We start from the raw sequence: 15,333 nt of genomic DNA on the forward strand, positions 1-15,333 counted from the left end.
CCCCGCGCACTCTCCCTGACTACGAGGGCCCGCCGGCCCTCGACTTTTTCGTCAGCTCCAGCGCTGAGCCTAGATCAGCGGCGTCTGCGACGAGACGTGGTGGCAGACGATCTTCCAGTCGCCGTCCTCGCGCGCGATCACCCAGGTGATCTTGACGGCGAGCGAGGGCGCATCGCCGTCGAGGACGAATGACGCGATGCCCGCCATGTTGACGAGATCGGCGTTGACCCGTTCTGCCCTGACATCGCTGAACTGAACGCGCGGCGCGTGCCAGCGCGGCAGACCGTCAAAGTAGGCTTTGACGCCGTCGCGGCCGCGATACAGCGTCGGGTTCGAGCCGAAGAAGAACGCGCTCTTCGAATAGAGCGCGCTTAACGCATTCGCATCGAGCCTGCTGAAACCCGCCGACCATCTGGCGATGATGGCGGAGGCAATCTCGTCGGATTCATCAGGCATCGATCCCCCCGTCCGCTTGTCCGCTCGGGACGCGCTTCCTCTCGGCTAGCCCTTGCCGCCGACTTCCTTGGCGAAGGTGTCGCGCAGGCCGATGGTGCGGTTGAACACCAGCCGGTCCGGCGTCGAATCCGCGTCGCGCACGAAATAGCCCTGCCGCTCGAACTGCACCGGATCGGGCGAATTGCTCTCGGCGATCGCCGGCTCGACGCGCGCATCCTTCAGCACTTCGAGCGACTGCGGATTGAGGTCGGCGGCGAAATCGGCCGCGTTCGGGCTCGGATTGGCGAACAGCTGGTTGTAGATACGGATCTCCGCAGGCTTCGACTGCGCCGCCGGCAACCAGTGCATCGTCGCCTTGACCTTGCGGCCGTCGGGCGCATTGCCGCCCTTGGTTAGGGGATCGTAGGTCGCGCGGAGTTCGACGATCTCGCCGGCGTCGTTCTTCACCACGCCGGTGCACTTGATGAAGTAGGCATAGCGCAGCCGCACCTCGTTGCCGGGCGAGAGGCGGTAGAACTTCTTCGGCGGATTCTCCATGAAGTCGTCGCGCTCGATATAGAGCTCGCGGCCGAACGCGATCTTGCGGGTGCCGGCTTCCGGATTGTCGGGATGGTTGATCGCCTCGATCTCCTCGACCTGCCCTTCCGGATAATTCTCGATCACCACCTTGAGCGGCCGCAGCACCGCCATCCGGCGCAGCGCCGTGCGGTTCAGCTCCTCGCGGATGCAGAATTCGAGCATCCCGACATCGACCACGCTGTTGGCCTTGGCGACGCCGATGCGCTTGATGAATTCGCGCACCGCGGCCGGCGGCACGCCGCGCCGCTTCAAGCCGGCAATGGTCGGCATGCGCGGATCGTCCCAGCCCGAGACGTGGCCGTCACGGACGAGCTGGGTCAGCACGCGCTTGGACAGCAGCGTATAGGTCAGGTTGAGCCGTGCCATTTCGTACTGGCGCGGCTTCGAAGGCACCGGCAGCTTGTCGAGCAGCCACTCATAGAGCGGGCGGTGATCCTCGAACTCCAGCGTACAGATCGAATGGGTGATGCCCTCGATCGCGTCCGACTGGCCGTGCGCGTAGTCGTAGCTCGGATAGATCGACCATTTGTCGCCGGTACGCGGATGATGGGCGTGCAGAATGCGGTAGAGCACCGGATCGCGCAGGTTGATGTTGCCGGCGGCCATGTCGATCTTGGCGCGCAGCACGCGGGCGCCGTTCGAGAACTCACCGGCCTTCATGCGGCGGAACAGATCGAGGTTCTCCTCGACCGAGCGGTCGCGGAACGGCGAGTTCTTGCCGGGCTCGGTCAGCGTGCCGCGAGACAGCCGGATTTCCTCCTGGGACTGATCGTCGACATAGGCATAGCCGGCCTTGATCAGACCCTCGGCCCAATCGTACAGGCGCTCGAAATAGTCCGACGCATAGAACAGGTTGGCTCCCCAGTCATAGCCGAGCCAATGGACGTCGGCCTGGATGGAGTCGATGTACTCCTGCTCCTCCTTGGTCGGATTGGTGTCGTCGAAGCGCAAATTGCACTGGCCGCCGAACTCCTGCGCGATGCCGAAATTCAGGGCGATCGACTTGGCGTGGCCGATATGCAGGTAGCCGTTCGGCTCCGGCGGGAAACGGGTCACGATCCGGTTGTGCTTGTGGGAGGAGAGATCGGCCTGGACGATGTCGCGGATGAAGTCGCGCCCTGCCTCTGCCGTCGTGTCAGTCGTCATCAAAGGGTTCCCTGGAGGAGTCAGCTCAACCTTCTGCCAAATTCGTGCCGTCCGGCCAAGTCTGGTTTCAAGTCTGGTTTCAAGCCTGGTTTCAAGTCTGGTTTGAGGCCTGGTTTGGTGGGCAAAAGGTCAGCCGGGGGTTTAGTTATGTCCGGTTCCTGATATACACCACCGCCGTCTCAGCATACGTCTCGCTCGATCATGACCAAACCCGTCGTTACCCGCTTCGCCCCCTCACCGACCGGCTTCCTCCATATCGGAGGTGCCCGCACCGCGCTGTTCAACTGGCTCTATGCCAGGAAGCTCGGCGGCAAGATGCTGCTCCGGATCGAGGACACCGACCGTGAGCGCTCGACCAAGGAGGCGATCGACGCCATCCTGGACGGCCTGAAGTGGCTCGAGCTCGATTGGGACGGCGAGGTCATCTACCAGTTCAGCCGCGCTGCCCGCCATCGCGAGGTCGCCGAGAGCCTGCTCGCCGCCGGGCGCGCCTATTACTGCTATGCCTCGCCGGAAGAGCTCACCGCGATGCGCGAGAAGGCGCGCGCCGAGGGCCGCACCCGCCTCTATGACGGCATGTGGCGCGACCGCGATCCGGCCACGGCGCCCGACGGCATCAAGCCGACCATCCGCCTCAAGGCGCCGCAGACCGGCGAAACCGTGATCGAGGACCAGGTGCAGGGCCGCGTGGTCTGGCAGAACGAGAACCTCGACGACCTCGTCCTGCTGCGCGGCGACGGCACCCCGACCTACATGCTCGCGGTCGTGGTCGACGACCACGATATGGGCGTCACTCACATCATCCGTGGCGACGACCACCTGATCAACGCCGCGCGTCAGAAGCAGATCTACGACGCGCTGGAGTGGGAACTGCCGAGCATGTCCCACATTCCGCTGATCCACGGTCCCGACGGCTCGAAACTGTCGAAGCGCCATGGCGCGCTCGGCGTCGACGCCTACCGCGCGCTCGGCTACCTGCCGGCCGCCTTGCGCAACTACCTCGTCCGGCTCGGCTGGAGCCATGGCGATCAGGAGATCTTCTCGACCCAGGAGATGATCGACGCGTTCGACCTCTCGGGCATCGGCCGTTCTGCGGCACGGTTCGATTTCGCCAAGCTGGAGAACCTCAACGGTCACTATATCCGACAGAGCGACGATCAATCCCTCGTGACCCAGTTCGAGAGCGTGCTGGATTATGTTCCCGAGGGCGCCGCGCTGAAGGCCAAGCTCAACGACACCACCCGCGCGCAATTGCTGCGGGCGATGCCGAGCCTGAAGGAGCGCGCCAAGACGCTGATCGAGCTGATCTCGGGCGCCTATTTCATCTTCGCCGATCGTCCGCTCGCGCTCGATCCGAAAGCTGTGGCGCTGCTGACGCCGGAAACGCGCGCGTTGATCGGCCGCCTGCGCACCGCGCTGGAAGCCGTCAACGACTGGACGGCGGAAACCACCGAGACCGCGATGCGGAATTTCGCCGAGCAGAACAACCTGAAACTCGGCGCCGTCGCCCAGCCGCTTCGGGTGGCACTGACGGGACGCACGACGTCGCCGGGCATATTCGACGTGCTGGCCGTGCTGGGACGCCAGGAGTGCCTTGCCCGCCTCGCCGATCAGGCGGCGTGATCCTGCATGGACCCCCTCCAGGGTCCATCTTGCAGCGCACATGGCAATGAGCTACCCAATCCCGGACGCTTTCTCCACAAGCCGTTCCGCCCCGCCATGGGCCGCAATTTAGCGACTGGGCAAGGTCGGTTTTCGCAACGAATTCATCGGGGATATCACGATGGACGCAAAATCCAGCAAGACAGCCACACTCACCATCGGCAACAAGAACTACGATTTCCCGATCCTGAGCGGCACGGTTGGGCCTGATGTCATCGACATCGCCAAGCTCTACGGCCAGGCCGGGGTGTTCACCTACGACCCCGGCTTCACCTCGACCGGCAGCTGCCAGTCGAAGATCACCTACATCGACGGCGACGCCGGCGTGCTCGAGTACCGTGGCTATCCGATCGAGCAGCTCGCCGAGCACGGCGACTTCCTCGAGACCTGCTACCTGCTGCTGTACGGGGATCTTCCGACCCCGGCGCAGAAGAAGGACTTCGACCATCGCGTGATCCATCACACGATGGTGCATGAGCAGATGGCGCGGTTCTTCCAGGGCTTCCGCCGCGACGCTCATCCGATGGCGATCATGGTCGCCGCCGTCGGCGCGCTCGCCGCGTTCTATCACGACTCCACCGACATCAACGATCCGCGTCAGCGCATGATCGCCTCGATGCGGATGATCGCGAAGGTGCCGACGCTGGCGGCGATGGCCTACAAGTACACGGTCGGCCAGCCCTTCGTGTATCCGAAGAACTCGCTCTCGTTTGCCGAGAACTTCCTCAACATGTGCTTCGCGGTCCCCTGCGAGGACTACAAGATCAACCCGGTGCTCGCCGACGCGCTCGACAAGATCTTCATCCTGCACGCCGACCACGAGCAGAACGCCTCGACCTCGACGGTACGCATCGCCGGCTCGTCGGGCGCCAACCCGTTCGCCTGCATCGCGGCAGGCATCGCCTGCCTGTGGGGCCCGGCGCATGGCGGCGCCAACGAGGCCGCGCTCAACATGCTCTACGGCATCGGCAAGGTCGAAAACATTCCGGACTTCATCGCCAAGGTGAAGGACAAGAACAGCGAAGTTCGCCTGATGGGCTTCGGCCACCGCGTCTACAAGAACTACGATCCGCGCGCCAAGATCATGCAGAAGATGTGTCACGCGGTGCTGAAGGAGACCGGCCACGGCGACGATCCGATGCTCAAGGTCGCGATGGAGCTCGAGAAGATCGCGCTCAGCGATCCCTACTTCATCGATCGCAAGCTCTACCCGAACGTCGACTTCTATTCGGGCATCACGCTGAAGGCGATGGGCTTCCCGGTCTCGATGTTCACCGTGTTGTTCGCGGTCGCCCGCACCGTCGGCTGGATCAGCCAGTGGAGCGAGATGATCGAGGACCCGCAGCAGAAGATCGGCCGTCCGCGCCAGCTCTACACCGGCGTCGCACGCCGCGACTATGTGCAGATCGACAAGCGCAAGTAAGCTGCATCGCTGAAGAGAATCCGGGACGGCGCCATCATTCCTGATGGCGCCGTTTTCGTTTGCCCCGCGCAACTTCGGTCGCGATCGCGTCAAGGCGCGGCAGCCAGAACGCCCTGAACCGGTCGAGCCAGTCGTCGACCTCGCGCAGCCGCGCCGGCTCGACCGCATAGATGCGGCGCGTGCCCTCGGCACGCACCGACGCGAAACCGGCGTCCCGCAAGATCCGCAGCTGCTGCGACACCGCCGACTGGGTGATGCCGAACTCGCGCTGCACGACCGCAACGACGTCGCCCGAACTGTGCTCGCCGGTCGCAAGCAGTTCCAGGATGCGCCGGCGGACGGGATCGCCGAGGATGTCGAAGGCGTGCAAGGTCGCTAAAGCGCGATGAGACTGCATCGTCATCCCGCTTTAGCTCTTCGTTTGAGCATGATCTCCGCGCAAACGCTTCGCGTTTGTCGCGAGGGAAAACCGCTTCACACTTTTCCGGATCATGCTCTAGCCTCCGCTCCCCGGCTCCGGCTCGCCGCAATAGGCCGCCGTGGTGTTTGCGGCCGATCTGCGCGCCGCAGCCTCCTCGGTGCCCGCCGCGATCGAGGCCCTGCACCAGTCCTCGCTGGCGCGGCGGATGAATTCCTTGCCGTCGCCGGTGGCTGGCCAGGCGGACGCGGCGGCGCGGTCGAATTCCTCGCCGGGCGGCATGGCCAGATAGAGCGCGAGCCCTAGCAGCGCGAGATCCCAGCCGACGCCGACCGCACCGGCCCCGTAGCGGTCCCAGAAGTCGCCCTCGATCACCGAGAGGTGTTCCAATTCCAGGCGCGTGGCGTCCGGGCCATTCTCGGCCAGCGTGACGCTAACCCAGCTGACCGTGCCCATGGACTCCCACGTGACGGCAAGCCGGCGCGGTGGCTCACACGTCGTGATCTCGCCGCCCGCATGGCCCTGGAACTGATAGCGGCCGCCAAGCCTCAGGTCGCCCGAGATCGGCAGGAACCAGCGCGGAATGCGTTCGGGGTTGGTCAGCACATCCCAGAGATCGGCAATGTCGGTGTCGTAGCTGCGGGTCGCGATCACCGCCCGGGCCGGCTTGCCGTCGCGTTCCCGGAAGGCGACTTCGCGAATGACGGCTCCGAGATAGGCGACCGGGTCGATCTTCATGGCATGCTCCGTCCTAATATTAGCTATTGCTAATATTAGGACGGTCTAAATATTCAGCGCAAGCGAGATCGTTGCGGCGGGATGTCGCCACTGAACTGAACGAGGGCACGATCGATTGGCTAGGCCGAACGGCGGCCCATTTCCGCCAGCACGATGTCGGCGGCGCGGACGCTCGGCGGCTGGTCGCCGGTCGACATCTTCCCGTCCATCGTCGCGAACCCCACGAGCTGCCGCAGACGATCGGGCGAATCCGCAAGCACGTCGCCCAGCGCCGCCGCGAGCTCGTCCGGCGTGCAGTCCTCCTGCAGGAACTCGGGAATGATATCGCTGCCGATCACGAGATTGGCGAGGATCACCGAGGACACCCGGATCGCGCGGCGCAGGATGAACGCCTCGGCGGCGCCGACGCGATAGGCCGTCACCATGGGAATCCCTGACAGCGCGAGCTCCAGCGTCACCGTGCCCGACTTCGCGAGCGCAGCGCGGGCGACACGGAACGCGGCGCGCTTCTCGGTCTCGCCGATCGCGAGCCGCGGCACCACCGGCCACGACGCGACGCCCTCGCGCACCATCGCCTCGAGATGCGGCATGGTGGGAAGCACGAGCTCGAACGGCGTTTGCTTGTTGAGCTGGCCGAGCGCGGTGCCGAACAGCGCCAGATGATGCCTGATCTCGCTGCGCCGGCTTCCGGGCAATACCAGCAGCACCGGAGGCTGCGCATCGCGCCGCTTCTGCTCGTCCTCGTTCGGGCGCAGCGTGGCGAGCTGCTCGGTCAGGGGGTGGCCGACATAGCTGCACGGCGGTCCCTGCAGCTTGCGATATTCCTCCGGCTCGAACGGCAGCAGCGCGAGCACGTGGTCGACATAGCCCCGCATCGCGCGCGCCCTGCCCGGCCGCCAGGCCCAGACCGACGGGGATACGTAATCGACGATCGGAATGTTCGGGTTGCGGGCGCGGACGCGACGGGCGACGCGGTGGGTGAAATCGGGGCTGTCGATGATGACGAGCATGTCAGGCGCGTCGGCGAGCACGGCATCGGCGGTGCGCCGGATCAATCGCAGGATTTTCGGCAACTGCTTCACGACGGCGGCAAAGCCCATGATCGAGAGCTCTTCGATCGGAAACAGCGGGGCGATTCCCTGAGCAGTCATCGCCCGACCGCCGACGCCGGAAAACTGCACGGCATCGCCGACCCGCTGGCGCAGCACCTGCATCAGCGCCGCGCCGAGGCGGTCGCCGGATTCCTCGGTCGCGATGAGGAAGATCTTGCGAGCGGTGCTGGGGCTGCGCAGCTGCATCAGCCCGCCAGCCCGATGACAAACAGCCCCCTGGCGTCGGCGGCCTCGACCAGGGCCTGCGGCTCGGCGGCCAGCGTATTGCCGGCGATCACGGCGATGCCGGCGATACCGGCTGCTGCCGCGCCCTCGACCGTCCGCGGGCCGATGGTCGGCAGATCGAAGCGCAGATCCTGCCGGCTCTTCGGCGCCTTCACCAGCACGCCGCGGCCGGCCTTGGCGCGAACGCGACCCTCGGCGCGCAGCCGCGCGACGCGCGCGAGCAGCCCGTCGGTACCCTCGATATCCTCGACCGCTACCACATGACCGTCGATCACCACGGCCGCCTGACCGATGTCGAACGGGCCGAGCGCGTCAAGCACGCCGCGTCCGCGCGCGATGTCGGCGAGCGCCGTGCTGTCGGGCGCCGCGCGCGTCACGGCGCCCTCCGGCATCAACAGATCGGGCGCGACATCCTTGATCCCGACCATGCGGAAGCCCTGCTGCTCGAGGATGCGGCCAACGCTCGACAGCAAATGATCGTCTCCGCCGCGAAATGCGCGCACGACGTGGCCGAGCAGGCGCAGCGTGCCCCAGTCGAGCCGAATTTCCGACAGCGCGGGCCGCACCAAGGTGCCGATGAAGATCAGATCGCGGCAGCCTTCGTCGCGGAACAGCCGGGTCGCCCGCCCGAGCTGGCCGACCGAGATCCAGCGGTGACGAAACCGCTGCGCGCGCGCCGGATCGCAGGCGCCGCGCAGCGCGAACAGCACCGGCGTGATGCCGCGCGCAACCAGGGAGTCGGCGACCGCGAACGGCATGGCGCCGCCGCCGGCGATGACGCCGACCGGCGAGGAAAGCGAGGGAGCCGCTGACGTCATGCTGGCGGCCATCCCCTGCTCAATTGGTATCGGCGGGAAGGCAGAGCGGGCGCAGCTTGCCGCCCTCGATGAAGGCCAGGATTTCCGCAATCGCCGGATCCTCGCCCGCCAGCGGCTGCACCGAGGCGAGCCGCTCGGCGAAGATGCCGGGGCCGTGGAACAGCTTTTGATAGAACGCGCGCACCGTCGCCAGCCGCGCCTTGGTGAACTGGCGGCGCCGCATGCCGATGATGTTGAGTCCTTCGAGAACCGCGTACTGACCGTTGGCGAGGCCGAACGGGATGATGTCGCCGCGCACGCCGCAGACGCCGCCGATCATCACCTGCGAGCCGACGCGGGTGAACTGGTGCACAGCCGACAGGCCGCCGATATAGACGAAGTCGCCGATCTCGCAGTGGCCGCCGAGCGTCGCCGACGTCGCGAAGATCACGCCATTGCCGACCATGCAGTCATGGCCGACATGGCTGTTGTTCATGAAGAAGCCGCGATCGCCGACGCGCGTGAGCCCGCCGCCCTTGACCGTGCCGACATTCATCGTCACGCCCTCGCGGATCGTGCAGGCTTCGCCGACTTCGAGGCGGGTCGGCTCGCCGCGATAGCTGAGATCCTGCGGCGGCCCGCCGAGCGCGGCGAACGGCGAGATGATGCAGCCGGCGCCGATCCTGGTATGCCCGCTGATCGTGACATGCGCGATCAGCTTGCAGTTCTCACCGAGCACGACGTTGGGGCCGACGATGCAGTACGGACCGATCTCGGTGCCGGCCCCGATCACAGCGCCATCGGCAATCCGCGCAGTCGGGTCGATCATGCTCATGAAATTTCGGTCCGGAATTCGTTAATGGCGCCAAGATGCTATCGAGGCGCCAGCCTATCGATTTGGGCGGTCGTTAGCGCGACTTTGCCCGCCCTGTCCAGTGACGTATCATGACCGCCTGTTGCAAGAGAAGGTCGCAACCGATCCATGGTCCGGGCCGCCGCGCTGATCCTCAGCCTGCTCTCTGCGCCAATCGGCCCGGAGACGGTCGATCTCGGCAACAGCACGGCGGTCGACCTCTCGAGCTTCGAATGCCGCGACATCAACCGCAGCACGATCGTCCAGCGGGTCTGCTACAGCACGGATCAACGCGCGCTGCTGGTCGCGGTCAGAGGCAGCTACCAGCATTATTGCGGCGTCCCTGCCGAAACCTACGACGCGCTGATGAACGCGCCATCGATGGGCATCTTCCTCAATCGCGTCCTGCGGATCGCGGGCGCGGACGGCCGCTACACCTGCACCACGTCGTGAGACCGGCGCGGCCTAATCCGTCAGCATCGCACCGACATCGGCTTCGGCGACGACCTGACCGTTGACCTTGGCATCGCCGTGAAACCACCACATCGTCTTGCGCCGGCCGAGCGAGCGCATGTGATACTCGATGGTGTCGCCGGGCATCACCGGCTTCCTGAACTTGCACTTGTCGATGGTGAGGAAATACACCGCGCGCGGCTTCTCGGTGCCCTCGACCGACTTGATGCCGATGACGCCGGCGGTCTGGGCCATCGCCTCGATCATCATCACGCCGGGGTAGACCGGGCGGTCCGGGAAGTGGCCCTGGAACGGCGGCTCGTTGAAGGTGACGTTCTTGATGCCGATGCCGCTGTAGTCGGTGCGGATCTTGATCACCCGGTCGATCAGCAACATCGGAAAGCGATGCGGAAGAGTCTTCAGGATATCGTTGATATCCACCAGCTCGAATTTGACCGGTGCCTCCTCCATCACTCCTGCCCCTCACCTTTGGCTTCGTTGTCGCGCACCAGACGCTCCACTGCGATAATTTCCCTGAACCACTGCTTGGTCGGCTTGGCGAAATGCCCGCCCCACCGACCGTTGGCCGGGATGTCGTCCTTGACCGCGCTCATCGCCGTCACCTGGGCGCCGTCGCCGATCTTGAGGTGGTTGTTGATGCCCACCTTGGCGCCGAGCGCGACATTGTCGCCGATGGTCAGGCTGCCGGCGAGCCCGATCTGGGCCGCCAGCAGGCAGTGCCGGCCGATCGTCACATTGTGGCCGATCTGGACCTGATTGTCGATTTTGGTGCCCTCGCCGATCACGGTGTCGCGCAGGGAACCGCGGTCGATGGTCGAGGCGGCGCCGACCTCGACATTGTTCTGGATCACCACGCGGCCGGTCTGCGGCACCTTCACATGGCCGGCCGGCCCGAAGAAGATGAAGCCGTAGCCGTCCTGGCCGATATTGCAGCCGGGATGGATCAGGACGTTGTTGCCGATCAGCGCGAACTGAATGGTGGTCTTGGCGCCGACATTGCAGTCGCGGCCGATCTTGACATCGGCCCCGATCACCGCGCCGGCGCCGATGATGGTGCCCGAGCCGATCTCGACCCGCGGGCCGATCACGACCAGCGGATCGACGATGACGCCGTCCTCGAGGCGCGCGGTGGGATCGATGATCGCCGACGGCGCGATCCCCTCGGTGTCGAACCAGGATTGCGGCCGCAGGGCATCGGCGTGCCATTGCCGGGCGAGCTCGACGAACGCCTGGAACGGCTTCGCCGCCCGCAGCACGGCCGTGCCCTTCGGCACCTGCGCCTCGAAGCGCGGGCTGACCAGACACGCCCCGGCCTTGGTCGCGGCAAGCTGGTCGGCGTATTTCAGATTGTCGAAAAAGGCGAGATGCATCGGACCGGCCTCGTCGAGCGAGGCCAGCCCCCTGATCTGAAGCGCGCCCCTTTCGGGGTCGACCAGTTGCGCCTTCGTCAGCGCGGCTATTTCAGCCAGCGATGACGAAGGAGGACTCTTGTAGAAGATCGGCTGCGCCATTCCATCCGTCGCAGTCCGGTTGGCAATCGGTCTTAGAACGTCGTACCGCCGCCAAACCGGAATTCTTGCGTGCGGTCAAACGCACCCTTGGTCAGCGGCACCGCGTAGTCGAAGCGCAGCGGGCCGAACGGTGACTGCCAGATCAGGCCGACACCGACCGAGGTGCGGACAACCTTGCTGTCGTCGTAGCTCAGGCCAAGGCACGTACCCGGAGACGGCGGATTGTTCGTCGGCCTGACACAGCCAGGCACGTTGACTTCGCCGGTCGCCGCCCACGAGGTCGGGCCCTGGTAGTCGTACAGCCCGCCGGCGTCGGCATAGACCGCGCCCTTGAGCCCGACTTCCTTCGGCAGGAACCAGAACGGCATCTGCAGTTCCGCCGACACGCCCCAGTACTTGGTGCCGCCGATGGCGTCCATGGTGCCGTACGGGTTGATGTCACGCGGACCGATACCGTTCGGCGCGAAGCCGCGGACCAGGTTCGGGCCCATCTGGAAGTGATCGAGCATGCGCAGATCCGAAGTCCCGAGCTTGTTCAGGATGCCGCCCTGGGCGTGGATCACGCCGACGATGTCGGAGACCAGCGGGGTGTAGTACTTCGCGTCGATCGCGGTCTTGATGTAGCTGACGTCACCGCCAACACCGGCGAAGTCCTGCTTGAAGTCGACGATCAGACCGTCGGTCGGGTTCTTGTTGTTGTCGAGCGTGTTGTAGTTGAGCGTGTAACCCAGCGCCGACGTAAGGGTCTTGCCGCCCGCCAGCTCCTTGCGGACCGGCAGCGAGGCTTCGCCGTCAAAGAAGCAGCCGAGACCATTGGTCGACACCAGGCTGATCCCGTTCAGGTTCGCATAGGCCGGGCTCGGATTGAACGCGGGGTTGGGCGTTCCATCCGGCAGGGTCGGCACGTTGTTGCAGTTGTTCAGCGTCGACGGCAGGGTGATTTCCTGCTGGTAGATCGAGTAGCGCAGCTGCAGCGAGAGATCTTCCCGCAGGCTGAAGCCGAGCCGCGGGCTGAACCCCAGCGTCTTGGTGCCGTAGGCGATGTAGCTGTTGGACAGCTGCTGGCGCTGATAGAGGTCGAGGCCGAGCGCGACGCGGTAGTCGAGCAGATAGGGCTCGACGAACGACAGCGAGTAGCCGCGGGCATACTGGCCGTAGGTCACCGACGCCTTCGCGTACAGGCCGCGGCCGAGCAGGTTGCGCTCGGAGACGCTGACTTCGGCCAGCGCGCCGTCGGTGGTCGAATAACCGCCCGACACCGAGAAGTCACCGGTCGACTTCTCCTCGAGATCGACGATCAGGATGACGCGATCGCTGGATGAGCCCGGCTCGGTGGTGATCTTCACCGTCTTGAAGAAGTCGAGGTTCTTCAGCCGGCGCTCGGCGCGGTCGACCAGCGCACGGTTGTAGGCGTCGCCTTCCGAGATATCGAACTCGCGGCGGATCACGTAGTCGCGGGTACGGCTGTTGCCGCGGATGTTGATGCGCTCGATATAGGTGCGCGGACCTTCGTCGATCGCGAAGGTGATCGACACCGTGTGATTGTCGAAGTTGCGATCACCGCGCGGCCGGACCACCGCGAAGGCGTAGCCGCGGCGCGATGCCTCGATCTGCATCTCCTCGACCGACTTCTCCAGCGCCTCGGCGTTGTAGAGCGAGCCGACATTGACGCGCGAGTAGGTGCGCAGCGCGTTCGGGTCGAGCGTTGCGATCGACGACGTATAGTTGACCGACGCGACACGGTACTGCTGGCCTTCCTCGATCTTGAAGGTAACCAGGAAGCCCTTCTTCTCGGGATCGTATTCGGTCAGCGCGGCCACGACCTGGACGTCGGCATAGCCGTTCTTGAGATAGAAGCGACGCAGCAGGTCGCGATCGGCCTCGACCCGGTCGGGATCGTAGACGTCGTTGCCGCCGAGGAAGCTCAGGATGTTCGATTCGCGGGTCTTGATGACGTCGCGCAGACGGGACGCCGAATAGGCGCTGTTGCCGATGAACTCGATCGACCGGACGCCGGTCTTCACGCCTTCATTGACCTCGAAGATCAGGTCGACGCGGTTGTTCGGCTGCTCGATGATCTGCGGATTGACCCGCACGTCATAGCGGCCGGACCGACGGTAGATTTCGGCGATGCGCAGGGCGTCCGACTGGACCATCGGGCGCGAGAACGTGCCGCGCGGCTTGGACTGAACTTCAGCGGTGAGCTGCTCGTCCTTGATCTTCTTGTTGCCCTCGAAGGCAACGCGGCCGATCACCGGGTTCTCGACCACGACCACGACGAGGCGCCCGCCCCGCTGGTCGATATGGACGTCCTGAAACAGGCCGGTCTCGATCAGCGCCTTCAGACCGTCGTCGATCTGGGCCTGGGCCAGCCGACCGCCCGGTCCGGGATGGAAGTAGGAGCGGATGGTTTCAAGCTCGACACGGCGGTTCCCCTCCACCGTGATCGAATCGACGGTCTGCGCCGACGCAGGCACAGACACAGCTACGGTCGCCAAGGTGGCAACCACCGGCGCGGCGAACATGACCAAGGCGGCGAACAGCCCCCCCCTCACTCGCATTCCAAACATCATGCGCAATGCGCCCTTATCTTAACGATGTCAGATCGTTCCCCAACGACCCGACAGATTCCCAACCTGCCGCTCAGCTTGTAACCAAATTTGCCAAGGGGGCAAACTTACTAGAGCCGAACATTTCCATTTTCGTTCCAAGACGTTGCCCATTGGCAACGCCACAAAAAAGCCCGTTTCAGGACCCGGCGATCCTGAGGATGTCGTTATACGTCGCAAACACCATCAGCATCAGGACCAGACCCAGCCCGATTCGGAAACCCACCTCCTGCGTCCGCTCCGACAGCGGGCGTCCCCGCAGCGCCTCCGCGCTGTAGAAAAGCAGGTGTCCGCCATCCAAAAGCGGGATCGGAAACAGGTTCAGCAGGCCGATCGAGACCGACAGGATGGCGCAAAGGTTGATCACGAACTGGAACCCGGCGCTCGCGGCCTGCCCCGACAGCTTCGCGATTCCAATGACGCCGCTCACCTCGGCCGGATTGCCGGTTCCAACGAACAGCGACCCCAGGAACTTGAACGTGCTGGAAATGATGTACCAAACCTGCTCGACGCCGATCTTGAGGGCCTCCAGCACGCCGACCGAGGCGCTGGTCGCTTCGCCGACCTGAGCCTTGTGCTCGATTCCGAGCACGCCGATTCGGTGGGCATTGCCGAAGGGGTCCTTGACCTCCCGGAGCGCCGGCGTCGCCTTGAGCGCGACAATCGCACCATCGCGCTTCACCTTGAATCCAAGCTCTGAACCAGCATTCGAAGCTACAATCCGCTGCATGTCGGCGAAGCTCTGGATCGCGCTGCCGTCGATATCCACGACGACATCGCCGACCTTGAAGCCGGCGTTCGCGGCGACGCTTTCGGCCACTAAGCCGTCGACCCGGGCAATCGTGCTCGGCTTGCCGTAGTAGAGCGCCATGCCCGCGAAAATCAGGGCGCCGAGAATGAAGTTCGCCACCGGGCCGGCCGCAACGATGGCGGTGCGCTTTCCGACCGATTTGTGATGGAAGCTGCCTTCACGCTCTTCCGCCGTCATGGCGGCGAGCGTCTCGGTGGACGGCGTCGAAGCCTCGCTGTCGTCGCCGAAGAATTTGACGTAGCCGCCGAGCGGAATCGCCGAGATCTTCCAGCGCGTGCCATGCCGGTCGTTGAAGCCGGCGAGCTCCGGGCCGAAGCCCAGCGAGAACGTCAACACCTTCACGCCGGCCCAGCGCGCGACCAGGAAGTGGCCGAGCTCATGGAAGAAGACGACGATGGTCAGGACGAAGAGGAAGGGAACGATGGTACCGAGAAGCCCATGACTCAACGCATTGATACTATGAATAAAATACTCGGGCATTCGATTTTCCCTCGACAAGAGCCAAAGGCTCCGTCCCCA

General features: G+C 64.8%; 14 protein-coding genes. 3 read left to right on the forward strand and 11 right to left on the reverse strand.

The genetic code is table 11. The features are described from left to right. Positions 1-69: 69 nt before the first annotated feature. Complete coding sequence (locus ACVMDN_RS17915; protein WP_076825397.1) at positions 70-456, reverse strand: YybH family protein; 387 nt, start codon at positions 454-456, stop codon at positions 70-72. A 45-nt stretch (positions 457-501) separates the two neighbouring features. Beyond that, entirely contained in the window at positions 502-2,181 is a 1,680-nt protein-coding gene (locus ACVMDN_RS17920; RefSeq protein ID WP_076825395.1) for a glutamine--tRNA ligase/YqeY domain fusion protein, read from the reverse strand. A gap of 201 nt (positions 2,182-2,382) precedes the next feature. Here ACVMDN_RS17920 and gltX point away from each other — a divergent pair, with 201 nt between their 5' ends. Beyond that, on the forward strand, positions 2,383-3,804 hold the full coding sequence (gene gltX, locus ACVMDN_RS17925; RefSeq protein WP_057016504.1) for a glutamate--tRNA ligase: 1,422 nt from the start codon (positions 2,383-2,385) through the stop codon (positions 3,802-3,804). Between the two features lie 160 nt (positions 3,805-3,964). Further along, positions 3,965-5,266 (forward strand): citrate synthase, encoded by a 1,302-nt coding sequence (gene gltA / locus ACVMDN_RS17930; protein WP_028339667.1) that lies wholly within the window; start codon positions 3,965-3,967, stop codon positions 5,264-5,266. A 34-nt stretch (positions 5,267-5,300) separates the two neighbouring features. Here gltA and ACVMDN_RS17935 read toward each other — a convergent pair whose 3' ends face one another. The 5 genes from ACVMDN_RS17935 to lpxA form a co-directional block, all read right to left on the reverse strand. Further along, a complete protein-coding gene (locus ACVMDN_RS17935) occupies positions 5,301-5,669 on the reverse strand; it encodes an ArsR/SmtB family transcription factor (protein WP_246786912.1) in 369 nt (122 codons plus the stop codon). A 93-nt stretch (positions 5,670-5,762) separates the two neighbouring features. After that, on the reverse strand, positions 5,763-6,422 hold the full coding sequence (locus ACVMDN_RS17940; RefSeq protein WP_076825392.1) for an SRPBCC family protein: 660 nt from the start codon (positions 6,420-6,422) through the stop codon (positions 5,763-5,765). 119 nt (positions 6,423-6,541) lie between these two features. Further along, a complete protein-coding gene (gene lpxB / locus ACVMDN_RS17945; RefSeq protein WP_456835082.1) occupies positions 6,542-7,720 on the reverse strand; it encodes a lipid-A-disaccharide synthase in 1,179 nt (392 codons plus the stop codon). Beyond that, positions 7,720-8,577 (reverse strand): LpxI family protein, encoded by an 858-nt coding sequence (locus ACVMDN_RS17950; RefSeq protein ID WP_076825416.1) that lies wholly within the window; start codon positions 8,575-8,577, stop codon positions 7,720-7,722. The genes lpxB and ACVMDN_RS17950 overlap by 1 nt, the downstream gene beginning before the upstream one ends. Positions 8,578-8,596: 19 nt before the next feature. Continuing rightward, the gene (gene lpxA / locus ACVMDN_RS17955) at positions 8,597-9,391 is read right to left on the reverse strand and encodes an acyl-ACP--UDP-N-acetylglucosamine O-acyltransferase (RefSeq protein ID WP_028334015.1); all 795 of its coding nucleotides are present in this window, start codon (positions 9,389-9,391) and stop codon (positions 8,597-8,599) included. A 147-nt stretch (positions 9,392-9,538) separates the two neighbouring features. Here lpxA and ACVMDN_RS17960 point away from each other — a divergent pair, with 147 nt between their 5' ends. Then, a complete protein-coding gene (locus ACVMDN_RS17960) occupies positions 9,539-9,862 on the forward strand; it encodes a KTSC domain-containing protein (RefSeq protein WP_076825388.1) in 324 nt (107 codons plus the stop codon). A gap of 12 nt (positions 9,863-9,874) precedes the next feature. Here the strand turns inward: ACVMDN_RS17960 and fabZ are convergent, their stop codons facing one another. The 4 genes from fabZ to rseP all read right to left on the reverse strand — a co-directional run bounded on the left by fabZ (position 9,875) and on the right by rseP (position 15,294). Beyond that, positions 9,875-10,333: a 3-hydroxyacyl-ACP dehydratase FabZ gene (fabZ, locus tag ACVMDN_RS17965; RefSeq protein ID WP_016841580.1), complete on the reverse strand. Its 459-nt coding sequence runs from the start codon at positions 10,331-10,333 to the stop codon at positions 9,875-9,877. Then, positions 10,333-11,394, reverse strand: coding sequence for a UDP-3-O-(3-hydroxymyristoyl)glucosamine N-acyltransferase (gene lpxD, locus ACVMDN_RS17970; protein ID WP_253608478.1), 1,062 nt, complete (start codon positions 11,392-11,394; stop codon positions 10,333-10,335). The genes fabZ and lpxD overlap by 1 nt, the downstream gene beginning before the upstream one ends. A 32-nt stretch (positions 11,395-11,426) precedes the next feature. Further along, the gene (gene bamA, locus ACVMDN_RS17975) at positions 11,427-13,967 is read right to left on the reverse strand and encodes an outer membrane protein assembly factor BamA (RefSeq protein WP_057016498.1); all 2,541 of its coding nucleotides are present in this window, start codon (positions 13,965-13,967) and stop codon (positions 11,427-11,429) included. Positions 13,968-14,142: 175 nt separating this feature from the next. Beyond that, entirely contained in the window at positions 14,143-15,294 is a 1,152-nt protein-coding gene (rseP, locus tag ACVMDN_RS17980) for an RIP metalloprotease RseP (protein WP_028339659.1), read from the reverse strand. Between the last annotated feature and the right edge of the window lie 39 nt (positions 15,295-15,333).

It is taken from the genome of Bradyrhizobium sp. USDA 4510 (genome assembly GCF_054059095.1).

Excerpts from the sequence above, each read along its gene's own strand:
- fabZ (WP_016841580.1), bottom strand. The coding sequence starts at position 10,333 with ATGGAGGAGGCACCGGTCAAATTCGAGCTGGTGGATATCAACGATATC.
- bamA (WP_057016498.1), bottom strand. The coding sequence starts at position 13,967 with ATGATGTTTGGAATGCGAGTGAGGGGGGGGCTGTTCGCCGCCTTGGTC.
- ACVMDN_RS17940 (WP_076825392.1), bottom strand. The coding sequence starts at position 6,422 with ATGAAGATCGACCCGGTCGCCTATCTCGGAGCCGTCATTCGCGAAGTC.
- gltX (WP_057016504.1), top strand. The coding sequence starts at position 2,383 with ATGACCAAACCCGTCGTTACCCGCTTCGCCCCCTCACCGACCGGCTTC.
- ACVMDN_RS17960 (WP_076825388.1), top strand. The coding sequence starts at position 9,539 with ATGGTCCGGGCCGCCGCGCTGATCCTCAGCCTGCTCTCTGCGCCAATC.
- ACVMDN_RS17915 (WP_076825397.1), bottom strand. The coding sequence starts at position 456 with ATGCCTGATGAATCCGACGAGATTGCCTCCGCCATCATCGCCAGATGG.
- ACVMDN_RS17950 (WP_076825416.1), bottom strand. The coding sequence starts at position 8,577 with ATGACGTCAGCGGCTCCCTCGCTTTCCTCGCCGGTCGGCGTCATCGCC.
- rseP (WP_028339659.1), bottom strand. The coding sequence starts at position 15,294 with ATGCCCGAGTATTTTATTCATAGTATCAATGCGTTGAGTCATGGGCTT.
- ACVMDN_RS17920 (WP_076825395.1), bottom strand. The coding sequence starts at position 2,181 with ATGACGACTGACACGACGGCAGAGGCAGGGCGCGACTTCATCCGCGAC.
- lpxB (WP_456835082.1), bottom strand. The coding sequence starts at position 7,720 with ATGCAGCTGCGCAGCCCCAGCACCGCTCGCAAGATCTTCCTCATCGCG.
- ACVMDN_RS17935 (WP_246786912.1), bottom strand. The coding sequence starts at position 5,669 with ATGACGATGCAGTCTCATCGCGCTTTAGCGACCTTGCACGCCTTCGAC.
- lpxA (WP_028334015.1), bottom strand. The coding sequence starts at position 9,391 with ATGAGCATGATCGACCCGACTGCGCGGATTGCCGATGGCGCTGTGATC.
- gltA (WP_028339667.1), top strand. The coding sequence starts at position 3,965 with ATGGACGCAAAATCCAGCAAGACAGCCACACTCACCATCGGCAACAAG.
- lpxD (WP_253608478.1), bottom strand. The coding sequence starts at position 11,394 with ATGGCGCAGCCGATCTTCTACAAGAGTCCTCCTTCGTCATCGCTGGCT.